Here is a 15,392-nt window from a genome sequence, read left to right as displayed (position 1 = left end):
TAAGGAGGTGAAAATTATGCGCAAATATGAAGTGATGTACATTATTCGTCCTGACATTGAGCAAGAAGTTGTTCAAGCTACAGTCGATAAATTCCAAGGCATCATCTCCAACGGCGGTGGTGAAGTTACAGCTCACGACGTTATGGGTAAACGCCGTCTTGCGTATGAGATCAAGAAATTCCGTGATGGTTTTTATGTTCTGGTACATTTCACTGCTGAACCAGCAGTTGTAACTGAACTTGAGCGTCTCATGAAGATTTCTGACGAAGTAATTCGTTATCTCATTACCAACGACGTTAAGTCTGCTTAATACTACTCGTGATTAACGCACCAATACGCTCTGAAGGAGGGGATTACATTGTTGAACCGTGTCATTCTGATCGGACGGTTAACCCGGGATCCTGAGTTGCGTTACACTCCAGCAGGAGTAGCAGTTACGCAATTTACTTTGGCAGTGGACAGACCGTTTACAAGCCAAGGGGGAGAAAAGGAAGCCGATTTCATTCCGGTCGTAACCTGGAGACAGCTTGCCGAGACCTGTGCGAACTACTTGCGCAAAGGACGCCTGGCTGCAGTCGAAGGACGCATTCAAGTACGGAACTACGAGAATAACGAAGGAAAACGTGTATACGTGACCGAAGTCATTGCCGATAATGTCCGTTTCTTGGAGTCAGCTAACCGTGATAATAGCGGTGGCGGCGGTGGGCAACCAATGCGTGAAGAGCCTTCTTATGGAGGCGGCGGACGCGCGAACAATAACAATAATTCGCGTAGCAACAATCAGGATCCTTTTTCCGATGACGGAAAACCGATTGATATATCGGATGATGATTTGCCATTTTAACATGAGCTGATACTCTTCAGAGATATGGGTTACATGATAGGAAAGGACTGAAAAGCATGGGCTTCAAGCAAAGAGAAGGCGGAGACAACGATAAAAGACCGGCACGTCGTGGCGGCCGTAATAAACGTCGTAAAGTGTGCTTCTTCACAGCTAACAAAATTACTCACATCGATTATAAAGATACGGACTTGCTTCGTAAATTTATCAGCGAACGTGGAAAAATTTTGCCACGCCGTGTAACAGGTACTAGCGCTAAATATCAACGCATGCTGACGATTGCAATCAAACGCTCCCGTCAAATCGCATTATTGCCATACACAACTGAGTAGTTTTTACTCAGCTTGCATACGAAGCAGTCGGCTTATAGCCGGCTGCTTTTTTTGTATGTATAGAATAAAATAACATGTTCACTCTAGCTAATCAGAGAATCCAAACTATGGTGATAGAAGCATTCAAGGCTCAAATGGATTATAATAGAGTCTAATCTACTGAAAAGGCTCAGTTAGCAAGAATAGCTTTATTTCAGAATAATCATCAGGAGTGGATATGAATACATCAAAACGTAAAGGCAAACAGAGAAAAAAGAGCAGTCTGAAAACCTGGATTATAGCTACTCTTTTACTTTCCATTATATATGTGTGGTTACAGCAAAAAGGTGATATAGATAACATGTGGCCTGGGACAACAATCCAAGAGGCTCTGCCAATCACCGGCCTACATCCTGTGGTAGCAGAAAATGAGAAATTATTGGTACGTAAGGCAGCGAGACGTGGAATAGAGATTGTCATCACCCACGGCTACCGAAGTTCCGAGGAACAAGATGTACTATTTAACCAAGGACGCTCAAGCGCAGGCAATATCGTTACTAATGCACGTGGTGGTGAGTCATATCATAACTACGGATTAGCAATTGATTTTGCACTGAGGACGCCTGAGGGTGATGTGGTGTGGGATATGGAACGTGATGATAACGGGAATGGCAAGGCAGACTGGATGGAAGTTGTGGATCTCGCCAAAGAGTTAGGTTTCACTTGGGGTGGAGACTGGGCAAACTTCCCGGACTATCCTCACTTGCAGATGGATTTTGGCTTGAGTATCAATGAGTTGAAGCGTGGTAAAAGACCTCCTGATTCTCAGTAAAGGGTGTTATATATACATTTAAATGAATAAATATTAGACAAGCTCTGCATTTTGCAGGGCTTTTTTCTTTCTTTTGTAAAATAAATGATAAAAGATGACAATTTGGTCTTTACATTAGCAAATAAATAAAACTATACTAGATTAACTAGATTTTTTGCTTTGATCGCACATATTATTTCAATTGTAAGCATAACAGCTCCGGTTCAATAAAATTCAGCTATGGATCGATATATAATCATCACTCATATATGTAACATTTACCTCACGCAAAATTAAGATTGTCTACTTAAATTAAAGCATACATATACATTAGATGTAACTACTATGTTATGTATATGTTATTTTGACTAATTGCCTATGTACACCTCACAGCCAAAAACAAGATAACACCTCTCAAAATTCCTGATATATGCCTTTATAGTATTACTAATATCCAAATCTGTAGTATAAAAAACATTTATACCAAAAATCTCAAAATAAGCATTGACGTTAGCTAAAATTACACGTATGATTACATTAATTATTTTGATATATAATTCCGCTAGGAATTATCAACATTAATTGACCAATGGTCTAAATATAAGTCTCTTAAACTTGTTTCTCCTAATGATTTGGTATTTTGTATAAGCTATTGTTCGTTATCTTCAAGAACTTGGAAATATACAGTGGATGCATTCCTCTACACACGAATACAATCTACGGAAATTATGGGGTTAGGGTGATTGATTTGAATACAGAGCTATTGGAAGTCAGAAATCTAACAACATCATTCAGAATTGAAGATGACTATTATGCAGCAGTGGATCACGTTAACCTTAAGGTGAAGAAAAATGAAGTGTTGGCGATTGTAGGTGAATCCGGGTCAGGTAAAAGTGCTTTTGCATTCTCTCTTATGGGTTTGCATAACAAAGCAAAGATCGAAGGCCAGATTCTCTATAAAGGACAAGACATTGCCAACATCTCCCCAAGCAAGTTAAACAAGCTACGCGGCAAAGAAATGGGCATGATTTTTCAGGACCCATTGTCCGCACTAAATCCTCTAATGATTATTGGTGAACAGATTGAAGAGATTCTCACACTTCATCAGTCCAAGCTTTCTTCCAGAGAGAAGAGAGAAAAGGTCATTCACTTATTGAATCAGGTAGGGATTCCACGTCCCGAACAAATATACAAGCAGTATCCCCACGAACTATCTGGTGGTATGAGGCAGAGAATTGTTATTGCCATTGCGATTGCCAACAAACCGGAACTACTCATAGCCGATGAACCAACGACGGCGCTTGACGTTACGATTCAACTACAGATTCTGGAGCTAATCCGTGATCTGAAGAATGAAATTAACGCAGGCATTATTCTGATTACACATGATCTGGGTGTCGTAGCTGAGATGGCTGATCGCGTAGCAGTTATGTATGCAGGCGAAATTGTTGAAATCGCAGATATCTTCACATTGATGAACGATGCGAAGCATCCATATACCCGCTCATTGTTGAACTCTATTCCCACCCTGTCTGAAGAAAGATCCAAATTACATGTCATCCAAGGTATCGTACCATCACTCAAAAATCTTCCTCGCAAAGGGTGCAGATTCAAAGCCCGAATTCCATGGATTAGTGAATCGGCTCATGAAGAGAACCCACAGATGCATGAAATTGCACCAGGTCACTTTGTACGGTGTACCTGTTACCAGCACTTTCATTTCCCTGACCAAAGCTGAGGAGGAATAACATAATGGCATTACTCGAAGTAGAAGGGCTCAAGATACACTTTCCGATTCGCGGTGGATTGCTTAAACGGGAAATTGGCAGTGTAAAGGCTGTTGATGATGTTAGCTTCTCCATTGAAGAAGGACAGACCTATGGTCTGGTTGGCGAATCAGGTTCAGGTAAGACAACAACAGGCAGAGCCATTATTGGGCTAAACCATGTCACTGACGGAAAGATTCTATTTAACGGGAAAAACTTGGCTACGGAGCGACGTAAGAACAAGCAGCTCCAGCGGGATGTACAAATGATTTTTCAAGACCCATATTCATCACTGAATCCTAAGAAGCGGGTTATCGATATTATCGCTGAGCCGTTTCGTAACTATGAGCGTCTGACAGCTACCGAGGAGAAAAGACAAGTAAGAGAATTACTTGAGAAGGTTGGCCTGAGTCCGGAATCAATCTACAAATATCCGCATGAATTCTCAGGGGGGCAGCGTCAACGGATCGGCATTGCACGGGCTATTGCACTGAAGCCGAAGCTAATTATCGCGGATGAACCTGTATCTGCACTCGATGTATCGGTACAGGCTCAGGTACTCAACTTCATGCAGGAAATTCAAAAAGAATTAAATCTGACGTATCTGTTCATCAGTCACGATCTGGGCATCATCCGCCATATGTGTGATGAGATTGGAATTATGTATAAAGGTCGATATGTGGAACAGGGCACAACAAATGATATTTTTGAGAATCCGCAACACATCTATACCAAACGTCTCATTGCAGCCATTCCGGATATGGACCCAACCAAACGAGAGGAAATGGTAGCCTTCCGTCAACAGGTCAAGTCCGAGTATGAACATTCATACCGAAATTTCTTTGATGAGGAAGGGCTTGCATACTCGCTCAAATCCATTTCCGATACTCACCGAGTAGCTCTACCTCAGAAAGGTTGAAGGCCATATGTGGAAAACGATAGTACGCAGAATTATCATAATGATCCCTCAGATATTTTTACTTAGTCTTTTGGTCTTTCTGATGGCCAAGGCCATGCCGGGCGATGCACTAACGGGATTACTTGATCCAAGCGTTGATCCCAAAGCATTGGAAGCGCAGCGAGAGAGACTGGGATTGAATAATCCTTGGTACGTGCAATATTGGGACTGGATCAAAAACGCCATCCAAGGTGATTTTGGACAATCCTTCCGTTTCAAAATGCCGGTTACCGACTTGATCGGTCAGCGTGTAGCAAACACATTCTGGCTCGCACTGGCGACGCTTGTACTGACTTACCTGATCGCTATTCCACTGGGTATCATCAGTGGTCGTTACAATGATACCTGGTCTGATCGGTTAATCACGGGATACACCTACCTGGGCTTTGCCGCACCATTGTTCATCTTTGCACTGGTAATGGTATGGATCTTCGGATTCCACTTCGGCTGGTTCCCGACAGGAGGTAGCGTTGCGCCAGGACTTACACCAGGCACATTCAGCTACGTAATGAGTAAGTTCTATCATCTATTATTGCCTGCACTATCCATGGCACTAATTACAACGGTATCTACGGTTCAATATTTACGTAGTGAGATCATTGATATCAAGCATAAGGAATTCGTTATTACTGCCAGAGCCAAAGGTGCCTCGGAATCCCGGATCTATAACAGACATATCTTGAGAAACTCGTTATTACCTATCGCCGCATTCTTCGGATATGAGATTACAGGGCTTATCGGAGGTACGGTATTTATCGAAAGTATATTCAGTTATCCAGGTATGGGGCAGTTGTTCCTGAGTTCCATCTCATTGCGTGACTTCAGCGTTGTGACTGCACTCGTATTGTTGTATGGCGTAGCTTCCATTCTCGGGGCATTGCTGTCTGACATAATTCTAGGAATTGTAGATCCACGTATACGGATCAAGTAAGAACTTGAAGATTTCGGGGTGAAAACAAGATGAGCAAGGCCAACGAGGTAGTTGTAACTTCACAAAAGGTTGATAAAAGCCCCTCCAGCTTGAGTATTTTATGGAGGGAGCTTGTCAGAGATAAGGTGGCACTAATCTCGCTCATTTTCTTGGGCTTGGTCATGTTGCTGGTATATGGCACGTCTCTCATTCTGAATCAGGATGATATCGTACGCGTAGATCTGTTTGCCTTATATGAACCACCATCAGCGAAATATTGGCTTGGAACGGACTATGGAGGTCGTGATGTATTTGGTCAACTGGTCATCGGTACACGTAACTCCCTGACCATTGGAATTATCGTAACGTTAATGACTGGCTTCATAGGTATCTTAATTGGCCTTTTATCCGGTTATTTCGGTGGAATGATAGACAATCTGTTTATGCGTGTTGTTGATTTCTTCATGATCCTTCCAATGTTGATGATTGTTATCGCGTTTGTTACGGCAGTACCGAAATACAATATCATCTCGTTCTCTCTAATCATGACGGCATTTCTCTGGATGGGTATTGCCAGATTGATTCGCTCCAAAGCATTACAGGAACGGGAACTGGATTATGTAAAAGCTTCAAAAACATTGGGCTCTTCTCATCTGAAGATTATGCTCTCACAGGTTCTTCCGAATCTGAGCTCCATTATTATCGTAACGATGACATTGAATCTCGCTGCCAACATTGGCCTCGAATCCGGGCTGTCTTTCCTCGGGTTTGGTTTTCCCGAAAGTACGCCTAGTCTTGGAACACTCGTAAGTTATGCACGTAATCCGCAAACCCTGGAATCCAGATGGTGGATATGGCTACCCGCATCGGTACTGATTCTGGTATTGATGTTGAGTATAAATAATGTCGGTCAAGCCCTAAAGCGTGCGACTGATGCAAGACAAAGAAGAGGTTAAAAAAAGGGAGGAAAGGTTCATGAAAAAGGGATTATTTTCACGGGGACTATTTTTCACGATGATGTTGGTCTTTGTATTGGTGCTCGCAGCGTGCTCTGAGAAAGAAGCAACTACTCCAGCTCCAGCTTCTAACACAGAAGAGGGAAAAACGGAGGAAAAACCCGCTAATGAAGAGGGCGTTTACTCCATTGAAGACTTCAACAATGTCAAAACGAATGAGGGTACTGCGATCGAGGGTGGATCGATTACATTCGGACTTGTATCGGATACTGCTTTTGAAGGTACATTGAACTTTAACTTCTATTCCGGTAACCCGGATGCACAGGTTCTTCAATGGTTCGATGAAGGCTTGCTGACTTGGGATAAAGACTATGTGTACACCAATGATGGTGCCGCAACATATGAGACTTCCGAAGATGGCAAAACGTTCACACTGACCATTCGCGACAATGTAAACTGGCATGATGGCAAGCCGGTAACGGCTGAAGATCTGCAGTTTGCTTATGAAGTTATCGGTAACAAAGCGTATGATGGTCCACGTTACGACTCCAACTTCACTAGTGTAGTAGGTATGGATGAGTATCATGCTGGAAAAGCAAAAACAATCTCTGGTATTAAAGTGCTGAGCGACAAACAAATCAGCATTACGTATAAAGAATCTACTCCGTCCCTGCTGACAGGTGGCGTATGGACATATCCGCTGGCTAAACATATCTTCGGAGATATGGATGTAGCAAAAATGTCTTCTTCCAAAGAAGTACGTGAAAAACCAATTGGTTTTGGTCCATTTAAAGTGGATGTTATCACTCCAGGTGAGTCTGTAACTTTTGTTAAAAACGATGACTACTGGCGTGGAGCTCCAAAACTGGATGGTGTAACTCTGAAAGTTATCAACCCGACAACGGTTGTTCAAGAACTGAAATCTGGCGGGGTAGATCTCGTGGATGCATTCCCGACAGATCAATACAAAGACAATGCTAACCTGTCCAACGTAGAATTCCTGGGCACAATCGATCGTGCTTATACGTACATCGGTTTCAAGCTGGGTACGTGGGATGAAGAGAACGGAAAAGTTAAAAGCAATGCCGAAGCAAAAATGGGCGACAAAAACTTGCGTAAAGCAATGTGGATGGCTGTAGATAACGATCAAGTAGGTAAACGTTTCTATAATGGCCTGCGTTGGAATGCAACAACCCTGATTCCACCGTCTCACCCAGAATTCCATGATTCCAACAATCCGGGTGTAGCATATGATCCAGAAGCAGCGAAAGCATTGCTCGACGAAGCTGGTTACAAACTGGATGGTGAATTCCGTACGAATCCGGATGGAACACCACTCGAAATCAACTTTGTATCCATGACTGGTGGAGACACAGCTGAACCATTGGCTCGTTATTATGTTCAATCATGGGCAGCTATTGGATTGAAAGTAAACCTCGAAATGGTTGAGTTCAACAGCTTCTATGACCGTGTAGGTAATACAGGTAAAGATGATCCGAACATTGATGTGTATCAAGCCGCATGGGGCGTTGGTATTGACGTAGATCCATCTGGTCTATATGGCCGCGATGCACTCTATAACTTCTCCAGATTCTCCAGCGAAGAGAATGACAAATTGCTGGCACAAGGTATCTCTGCTGAAGCATTTGATGTAGACAAGCGTAAAGAGATCTACAATCAATGGCAACAATACATGGTAGATGAAGTTCCTGTATTCCCTACACTGTATCGTGCAGTTGTAGCACCAGTTAACAAACGTGTAATGAACTATGCGATTGGTGATGGAACAGGCGTTTACCTGAGCGACCTGCAAGTTAATGCAGACAAAGCAGTTGTAGCTGAGTAACACTCTTAAATTAGCAGCTGTAAGGATTGGGGTCCTTTAAGAAGTCGGTTGCTAGATTATTAATGAAGAATTCTCCTGGGAAAATGAATAAAAAGTGTCTTTAAAAACATGGATTCTGTACACTCTGGCATGGGTGTATGGGGTTCATGTTTTTTTTGTAACCAAAAAATAAAAAAAATTTAACTTTTTTTCAAAAAAGTGCAGACAAAATGCCTCTTTACTTCGTCTATATAGGTAAGAGGTGATCATCTTATGAAAAAATGGTGGAAACGGGCAGGTATGCTGCTGGCTCTCTTGCTTATTATATATTTGGGTGTGAAACCGGACATGCTCGTAGGCAAACCGGGAATTAAAGCTGAATCTGCGGTATTAATGGATATGAACTCTGAACAGATCTTAATGGATTATAACGGTTCCGATGAGATTGCCCCGGCAGGCGTCAGTAAGTTGATGACAGAACTGCTAGTGATGGAGGCCGTAATCAATGGTGATATAGGCTGGAATGATCTTGTTAATGTGAGTCTGTATGCCAGCTCCGTGGGGGGTAGTCAACTGACCCTGAAACAGGGAGAGCAATTCACCGTTCAGGAGTTGTTTGAGATCGTAGCTGTCTATTCAGCCAATGATGCAGCGGTTGCTCTGGCTGAACATATCAGTGGTACAGAGCAGAGGTTTGTGCAACAGATGAATCAGAAAGCAACTCAGATTGGACTTTCTGAGGATACACAATTCACGAATTCAACGGGCCTCAGTGAAAAGCTACTTGGTCCTAACCGTCCGATGGAAATACAAGGGCAGACCTTAATGACGGCTATAGATGCATGCAGGCTTGCGCGATACCTGCTGAATAACCATCCCGAGATTTTAAGAATCTCCAGTCAAATGCAAGTATCAATGCATCAAAAAGGGATGTACATGAGTAACACGAACTGGATGTTGTCCTCTATTGGTGGGCCGTATGCCTACGATGGGAATGACGGATTAAAGACCGGGTATGATGAAGATTCCGGATATCATTTTGTGGGGACAGCTGAACGTGATGGCAAAAGACTGATTTCAGTTGTATTTGGAACAGATACTCGTGAAGGGCGTTTTGTGGAGACTCGGAAGTTATTCAACTATGGGTTTTCGGGCTCAAAATAAAGGGTGAACAAGGACATCATATAGGAGACTCTTCTCGCTGTTATATAGTGGTTAATCATGGTAAAATAACTTACGTATAATTCCATATTATTCTGCAATTCACTTTAAAGGGGGAAATCGTTTGAACGCGATTAGCAAAAAGGTATACGCTCTCACGCTTACCATGGCCATGTCCATTGCATTGATTCAACCAGCTGTACAGGCGGCAGAAGCCGTAAAACCTACAGCGGTAGTCTCGGAGGCTATTGCCTCCAAGGCGACACAAACACTACAGCAACTGGGATACATAGATGAAATCACAGAGTTAACAACTCCGATCACTCGTGCCGAAGCAGCGATCATTCTGCAACGTGTACTTAAAATGGATGCGCCTGCATCACTTACAGGTTTCGCAGATGTTTTGCCGGAAAATGAAGCTGCGCCTGCCATCTACGCTCTGAAGCAAGGCGGGCTCATTCAAGGGAAGGCAAAGGGCTTTGCCCCGGATGCGCCACTTACACGTGCACAAATGGCATCGTTGTTTACGCGTGCATTTGAACTGAAGGACAACGGAATTCAGGTAGTATACAGCGATGCCGATCAGATTCCAGTTGTGCATGCGAATGACGCTGCACGGGTTAAGCAGCATTTTATTATCGAAGGTAGTGCATTTAATGCCAAACAATCGGTGACTCATGGCGAATTCGCAGATGCGCTGTATCTTGCGCTCGGACTCGATGTAAAGTCAGAGGGGCTTACACCTCTGGAAGACTTCTTCAAACAGCCTGCTCAGGCAGGGTTCCAGATGTCACCTGACGGTAAACATCTCGCTTACCTGGAGCCATGGAACAACCGTATGAATATCGTAGTTACCGCAAACGGCCAGGATAAGCCTGTACGCATTACGAGCGAAACAGAACGTAATATCGCAGCATTTGCATGGGCGACCAATGACAAGCTGCTCTATGTGCAAGATAAAGCAGGCGATGAGAACTATCATTTATATATTACGGATATCGATGGTAAAAATAGCAAGGATCTGACACCGTATCCTAACACAAGAGCCATCCTGGTAGATCCGCTTGAGAATATCCCGGATGAGATTCTGGTAGGCATGAACAAGCGTGATCCACGCATCTTCGATGTATACCGTATTAACATCAAGACAGGGGAGGCTGTACTTGCCGCAGAGAACCCGGGTAATATTACAGGCTGGCTGACGGATCACGAAGGTAAAATTCGTGTTGCCGTGTCCAGTGATGGTAATGTGTCTTCGTTACTGTATCGTGAATCAGAGGATAAAGAATTTGAGCCGCTACTGACAACGAAGCTGGGAGAGACTTTTGCTCCAGTCATGTTCACGTATGACAACAAAAACATCTATGCCGTATCTAATTTGGAGCGGGACAAAACAGCAATTGTAGAGTACAGTCCAAGCAGCAAGAAGGTAACCAAAACTATTTATGAGAATAAAGATGTGGATGTAAGCAGCTTCATCCCTTCCAAAGAAAAAGGAACTATTCTTGCTGCTGTGTATGAGACAGATAAAGTGAACTATGAATTCTTTGATCAAGAGTTCAAAACGTTAGTGCAGGATATCAAAGCGAAAGTGCAGGGTAAGGAAGTTAGTCTCAGCAGCATAAGCGAGGAAGGCCAGGTACTGTTTGTAGCCTATAACGACAAAACGATGGGCACGTATTATTTCTACGATTCCAAAACAGGCAAACTCGATAAATTGGCTGATGCCGCACCTTGGATTGATGAGAGCCAAATGTCGGACATGAAGCCCATTACGTATAAGTCACGTGACGGTCTAACCCTTCATGGTTATCTGACACTGCCTCAAGGAGCGGAGGCTTCCGACTTGCCACTGGTGGTTGTTCCACATGGTGGTCCTTGGGCACGCGATTCATGGGGCTTCAATCCTGAAATTCAATTCCTGGCAAGTCGTGGTTATGCCGTTTTACAGGTGAACTTCCGTGGCTCTACGGGGTACGGTAAGGAATTCCTGGATGCAGGTAATAAAGAGTGGGGTAAAGCCATGCAGAACGACCTCACAGACGGCGTGAATTGGCTAGTTGCAGAGGGAACGGTTGATGCGAAGCGCGTAGCGATCTATGGTGGATCTTACGGCGGATATGCGGCTCTGGCAGGATTGGCATTCACACCGGACGTCTATGCTGCAGGCATTAGCTATGTCGGACCTTCCAACATCTTCACCCTTCTTGATTCACTGCCACCTTACTGGGAATCGGAGCGCAGCATGTTCTATGAACGTGTAGGAGATCCCGAGAAGGACAAGGAACTGTTAACAGCCATTTCACCACTCTTCCACATCGATCAGATGAAGGCTCCATTATTCGTGGTTCAGGGCGCTAATGATCCACGTGTCAAACAAGCCGAGTCAGACCAGATCGTTGAAGCATTACGCAAGCGTGGAGTTGATGTACCGTATATGTTAAAGAATAATGAAGGTCATGGCTTCGCAAACGTGGAGAATCGGCTTGATCTGTACCGTGCGATTGAGAAATTCCTGAATCGTCACCTGATGCAGCCATAGTACGTTAGACATTGAAGACTGGCCCGCAGGTTCGACCGAATCTGTGGGCAACTTATTTTATCGGATCAGAGGTAAAATGAACCATATAACCATATTATTAAATTGACATATGGTTTTCTTTTGTTTTAAAATGACCAGTGAGTCATTATTATTCAACTCATTTTAATATATATGTACCAAACCAACTGTACGATACTGAATTTACGATCTGATCGGGAGGTATCATGTGATGCAAAAACAAATGAAATGGCCGCTAATCCTGTTTGCCATAGGGGTATTTATGGCTGCGCTTGATAACGGGATCATCACCTCTTCACTGACCACCTTAAATGCATCATTTGGTGTGTCGCCAACATGGGGAGCATGGACGATTACGCTTTACACGCTTGGGCTTGCGGTGAGTGTGCCTATTGCGGGCAAACTGTCGGACCGTTATGGTCGCAAGAAACTATTTCTGATTGAAGTGGCGTTGTTTGGGATCGGGTCCCTGCTCGTCGCGCTGAGCACATCGTTTACCTTTTTCCTGATTGCTCGTGTCATTCAAGCTTTGGGCGGCGGGGGGATATTTATCATTGCCAGCTCATACGTATTAAGCAAGTTCCCAGCGGAGCGCCAGGGTACAGCTTTGGGTCTGCTCGGAGGTATGAATGGTGTTGCCGCTATTTTGGGACCCAATGTCGGTGCTTTTATACTGGATCTGACTGGAAACTGGCATTGGTTATTCCTGATCAATGTACCTATCGCCATTCTGCTGTTCATTGCAGGTATTCGATATATTCAGGAAGAGCAGGAACTGAATCGTGCAGCAGTGGACTGGAGCGGTATTGCTGTCCTAACGTTGGGTGTACTCAGTTTGATGTATAGCTTCAGCAATCTGGACGGTGTGAACATGCTTCAAAGCCTGGGGTCACCGATGTTCTACGGCTTTTTCTTGGCAGGTGTAATCATTCTGGTGCTCTTTTACTTTATGGAAAAAAGGCTGGAAGGATCTGAACGTGAACCTGTTGTATCGACACAGCTTCTGGGCATTGCGTCCTTTCGCTGGACGCTGTTGATTGCCTTTTTCTCGGGAGCCATTCTGGCCTCGGTGATCTTTATTCCCGGATTTGTTGAGCAATATCTCGGCGTATCCAATACAGCTTCCGGGTACTGGTTTACTCCACTCGCGCTGGCATCCGGCATCGGGGCAGGTGGAGGTGGATACCTCGTTGACCGCAAAGGTCCAATCTGGACGTTATCGGTTGCGGGCCTATTATCTGCGATTGGATTCCTGCTGTTCCCGCTATGGGTGGAGCATATCTGGCAATTTGTCATCGCGAGTACGCTCGTAGGTATCGGCTTCGGCATGATGCTTGGTGCGCCAGTTAACGTACTTGTCACAGAACAGGCAGGGGAGAACAACAAAGGCATCGCGGTAGCGACCAGCTCGTTATTCCGCCAGATGGCGATGGCTATTGCACCTACCATTTTTGCCGGATTCCTGGCACGTTCTTTCATTAATCTGGGGTCCAACATTCAGGCAGGATTCGCTGACATAGGAATTCAGGTGCCGCCCGAGATGCTACAACAATATGCCTCGGGAGGGGCATCAGGGAGTGACGTCTCCAGTCTGACAGAGGGCCTGTCCCAGATTCCTGATGAAGGTATCCGCGATGTGTTGCTCCAGGCAGTACATCAAACGACAGGGCAGGGTTACAATGGCCTTTTCTGGTCTGCGGTGGTATTCAGTGTGCTTACGCTGGTAGCTGCGCTTATAACGGGACGTCTGCGTCAAAAAGAGAAGAGTCATCATGTGGAAAGTGTATCCACGAACGGATAGGATCGCGTGTGAAAATGAAGAGAACAGTGTACCTTTTGTAGCTAAAAAGGAGTCGCTGTTCTTTTCAATTTAACCGGATTGTAACTTTTCTTGCTCCCGCAATGATTACAATAGAACGAGCGTAAGCGGTGTCTTGATTCAAGAGAGAGAAAACTTCAGTGAACACCGAGTCACAAGGCATCCCAGACGTTTAATTGGTATTATATAAGTTCAACGAATCGTTACACTGCATCACTGCGAGTTCAGAGTAACCTTCCGATCGCTGTTATCCCCAGATTTTTTGATTTCCTTTCCAAAGGTTAAAATCCGGTAATAAAGGCGAGCGCTACGCTTCTTCAGGTTTTCTCTGACCTCTCCGTTATTTGTGTAAATATTAGATGAAACTTATATAGCCAGGCAGTATCATTTTCATAGTGAAGAAGGAATCAATGGATGAAAAGCAGAACTAAAGATAAGAAGAAGAAAAGAAGAAAAGGCCTATATATAACGCTCGTTTCACTTGTTGTTTTGTTAATCGGAGGTTATTTGTTCCGTCAGCAACTGGCTGTAGCGGCATTTGATCTGTTTCTCGCCGGTTCGGTGGAAGATCAGTTATCCCGTTCTTATGTACCGCAAGAAGGCAACAATACGCCTGATCCAACGGTATACCGTAAGGAACCTTTCTCCGTGTTACTGCTGGGTTCGGATAAACGTGCCTATGAGAAAACGCGCGGACGTTCAGACACGGTTATCTATGCTGTAGTACGCCCCAAGGAATCCCGTGTGCTGTTGGTATCCATTCCACGTGATACGTATGTGCAGATTGTAGGACGGGATGCCAACAAGGACGGCGAAGATGATTATGATAAGCTGGCGCATGCCTATGCTTTTGGTGGGGAGAATATGTCCATCAATACCGTGGAGAAATTTCTTGATGCTGATGTGGGTTATTATGCAACGATCAACTTCGATGGAATCAAAAAAGTGGTTGATGCGCTTGGTGGTGTAAAACTGCCAATTGATGAGGACATTGTGAACAAGAACCCGGATCATGTGCAATTCACGATTGAAGGCGGTAAGCCGATCTATGACGGGCAGGAAGCACTGTATTATGTAAGATATCGTGAGGATAGCGATTTTAATCGTACCAAGCGGCAGCAGATTTTCCTCAACGCGATGGCGAATGAGATGCTGAATTTGAATCAAATCGCCAAAATTCCGGAATTGATTCAGATCATGGGAGACAGTTTCCAGACGGATATGCGAGCTTCTTTTATTATTGATCTGGCTAAACAAGTGCTTACTCAGGAGAAACCGCAGATTTCAAGCTTCACCATTCTGGGTGAGGGGATGAAAAAAGACGGTATCTATTATGGTCAGGCTGACGAGAAAGATGTCCAATATGCCAAAGAGCTGATTAACAACTGGATGGATCAATCGACCCCAGCCGGTGAAGTAATGATCCCTGACCGGCAAAAGATTGAATAACTAATTCCATACCAATGATGTGTTG

General features: G+C 44.2%; 13 protein-coding genes. All 13 read left to right on the top strand.

What is annotated here, in order from left to right:
* Positions 1–16: 16 nt before the first annotated feature.
* The 13 genes from rpsF to FE296_RS12295 all read left to right on the top strand — a co-directional run bounded on the left by rpsF (position 17) and on the right by FE296_RS12295 (position 15,367).
* Entirely contained in the window at positions 17–310 is a 294-nt protein-coding gene (rpsF, locus tag FE296_RS12355; RefSeq protein WP_036611944.1) for a 30S ribosomal protein S6, read from the top strand.
* 48 nt (positions 311–358) lie between these two features.
* A complete protein-coding gene (ssb, locus tag FE296_RS12350) occupies positions 359–844 on the top strand; it encodes a single-stranded DNA-binding protein (RefSeq protein WP_017691432.1) in 486 nt (161 codons plus the stop codon).
* Between the two features lie 56 nt (positions 845–900).
* A complete protein-coding gene (gene rpsR, locus FE296_RS12345; RefSeq protein ID WP_017691433.1) occupies positions 901–1,173 on the top strand; it encodes a 30S ribosomal protein S18 in 273 nt (90 codons plus the stop codon).
* A gap of 217 nt (positions 1,174–1,390) precedes the next feature.
* Complete coding sequence (locus FE296_RS12340; RefSeq protein WP_150365087.1) at positions 1,391–1,984, top strand: M15 family metallopeptidase; 594 nt, start codon at positions 1,391–1,393, stop codon at positions 1,982–1,984.
* A gap of 727 nt (positions 1,985–2,711) precedes the next feature.
* A complete protein-coding gene (locus FE296_RS12335) occupies positions 2,712–3,701 on the top strand; it encodes an ABC transporter ATP-binding protein (RefSeq protein ID WP_124118694.1) in 990 nt (329 codons plus the stop codon).
* A gap of 14 nt (positions 3,702–3,715) precedes the next feature.
* Positions 3,716–4,648: an ABC transporter ATP-binding protein gene (locus FE296_RS12330; protein WP_150365086.1), complete on the top strand. Its 933-nt coding sequence runs from the start codon at positions 3,716–3,718 to the stop codon at positions 4,646–4,648.
* Between the two features lie 7 nt (positions 4,649–4,655).
* On the top strand, positions 4,656–5,618 hold the full coding sequence (opp4B, locus tag FE296_RS12325) for an oligopeptide ABC transporter permease (protein WP_036611942.1): 963 nt from the start codon (positions 4,656–4,658) through the stop codon (positions 5,616–5,618).
* 29 nt (positions 5,619–5,647) lie between these two features.
* Positions 5,648–6,553, top strand: a complete 906-nt coding sequence (locus FE296_RS12320) for an ABC transporter permease (RefSeq protein ID WP_036611941.1) — start codon at positions 5,648–5,650, stop codon at positions 6,551–6,553.
* Positions 6,554–6,572: 19 nt separating this feature from the next.
* The gene (locus FE296_RS12315) at positions 6,573–8,399 is read left to right on the top strand and encodes an oligopeptide ABC transporter substrate-binding protein (RefSeq protein WP_124118692.1); all 1,827 of its coding nucleotides are present in this window, start codon (positions 6,573–6,575) and stop codon (positions 8,397–8,399) included.
* Between the two features lie 252 nt (positions 8,400–8,651).
* Positions 8,652–9,542 (top strand): D-alanyl-D-alanine carboxypeptidase family protein, encoded by an 891-nt coding sequence (locus FE296_RS12310; RefSeq protein ID WP_150365085.1) that lies wholly within the window; start codon positions 8,652–8,654, stop codon positions 9,540–9,542.
* 121 nt (positions 9,543–9,663) lie between these two features.
* Positions 9,664–12,081, top strand: coding sequence for a S9 family peptidase (locus tag FE296_RS12305; RefSeq protein WP_150365084.1), 2,418 nt, complete (start codon positions 9,664–9,666; stop codon positions 12,079–12,081).
* 229 nt (positions 12,082–12,310) lie between these two features.
* Positions 12,311–13,900 (top strand): MFS transporter, encoded by a 1,590-nt coding sequence (locus FE296_RS12300; protein ID WP_150365083.1) that lies wholly within the window; start codon positions 12,311–12,313, stop codon positions 13,898–13,900.
* Between the two features lie 432 nt (positions 13,901–14,332).
* Entirely contained in the window at positions 14,333–15,367 is a 1,035-nt protein-coding gene (locus FE296_RS12295; RefSeq protein WP_036671869.1) for an LCP family protein, read from the top strand.
* The last annotated feature ends 25 nt before the right edge of the window (positions 15,368–15,392 follow it).

The organism is Paenibacillus sp. UASWS1643 (genome assembly GCF_008693195.1).
In the GTDB taxonomy this organism is placed as follows: domain Bacteria; phylum Bacillota; class Bacilli; order Paenibacillales; family Paenibacillaceae; genus Paenibacillus; species Paenibacillus amylolyticus_B.
The sequence above is the reverse complement of the archived record's forward strand: the minus strand, read 5'-3'. Positions and strand labels throughout refer to the sequence as shown.

Excerpts from the sequence above, each read along its gene's own strand:
- rpsF (WP_036611944.1), top strand. The coding sequence starts at position 17 with ATGCGCAAATATGAAGTGATGTACATTATTCGTCCTGACATTGAGCAA.
- rpsR (WP_017691433.1), top strand. The coding sequence starts at position 901 with ATGGGCTTCAAGCAAAGAGAAGGCGGAGACAACGATAAAAGACCGGCA.
- FE296_RS12340 (WP_150365087.1), top strand. The coding sequence starts at position 1,391 with ATGAATACATCAAAACGTAAAGGCAAACAGAGAAAAAAGAGCAGTCTG.
- FE296_RS12330 (WP_150365086.1), top strand. The coding sequence starts at position 3,716 with ATGGCATTACTCGAAGTAGAAGGGCTCAAGATACACTTTCCGATTCGC.
- opp4B (WP_036611942.1), top strand. The coding sequence starts at position 4,656 with ATGTGGAAAACGATAGTACGCAGAATTATCATAATGATCCCTCAGATA.
- FE296_RS12320 (WP_036611941.1), top strand. The coding sequence starts at position 5,648 with ATGAGCAAGGCCAACGAGGTAGTTGTAACTTCACAAAAGGTTGATAAA.
- FE296_RS12315 (WP_124118692.1), top strand. The coding sequence starts at position 6,573 with ATGAAAAAGGGATTATTTTCACGGGGACTATTTTTCACGATGATGTTG.
- FE296_RS12310 (WP_150365085.1), top strand. The coding sequence starts at position 8,652 with ATGAAAAAATGGTGGAAACGGGCAGGTATGCTGCTGGCTCTCTTGCTT.
- FE296_RS12300 (WP_150365083.1), top strand. The coding sequence starts at position 12,311 with ATGCAAAAACAAATGAAATGGCCGCTAATCCTGTTTGCCATAGGGGTA.
- FE296_RS12295 (WP_036671869.1), top strand. The coding sequence starts at position 14,333 with ATGAAAAGCAGAACTAAAGATAAGAAGAAGAAAAGAAGAAAAGGCCTA.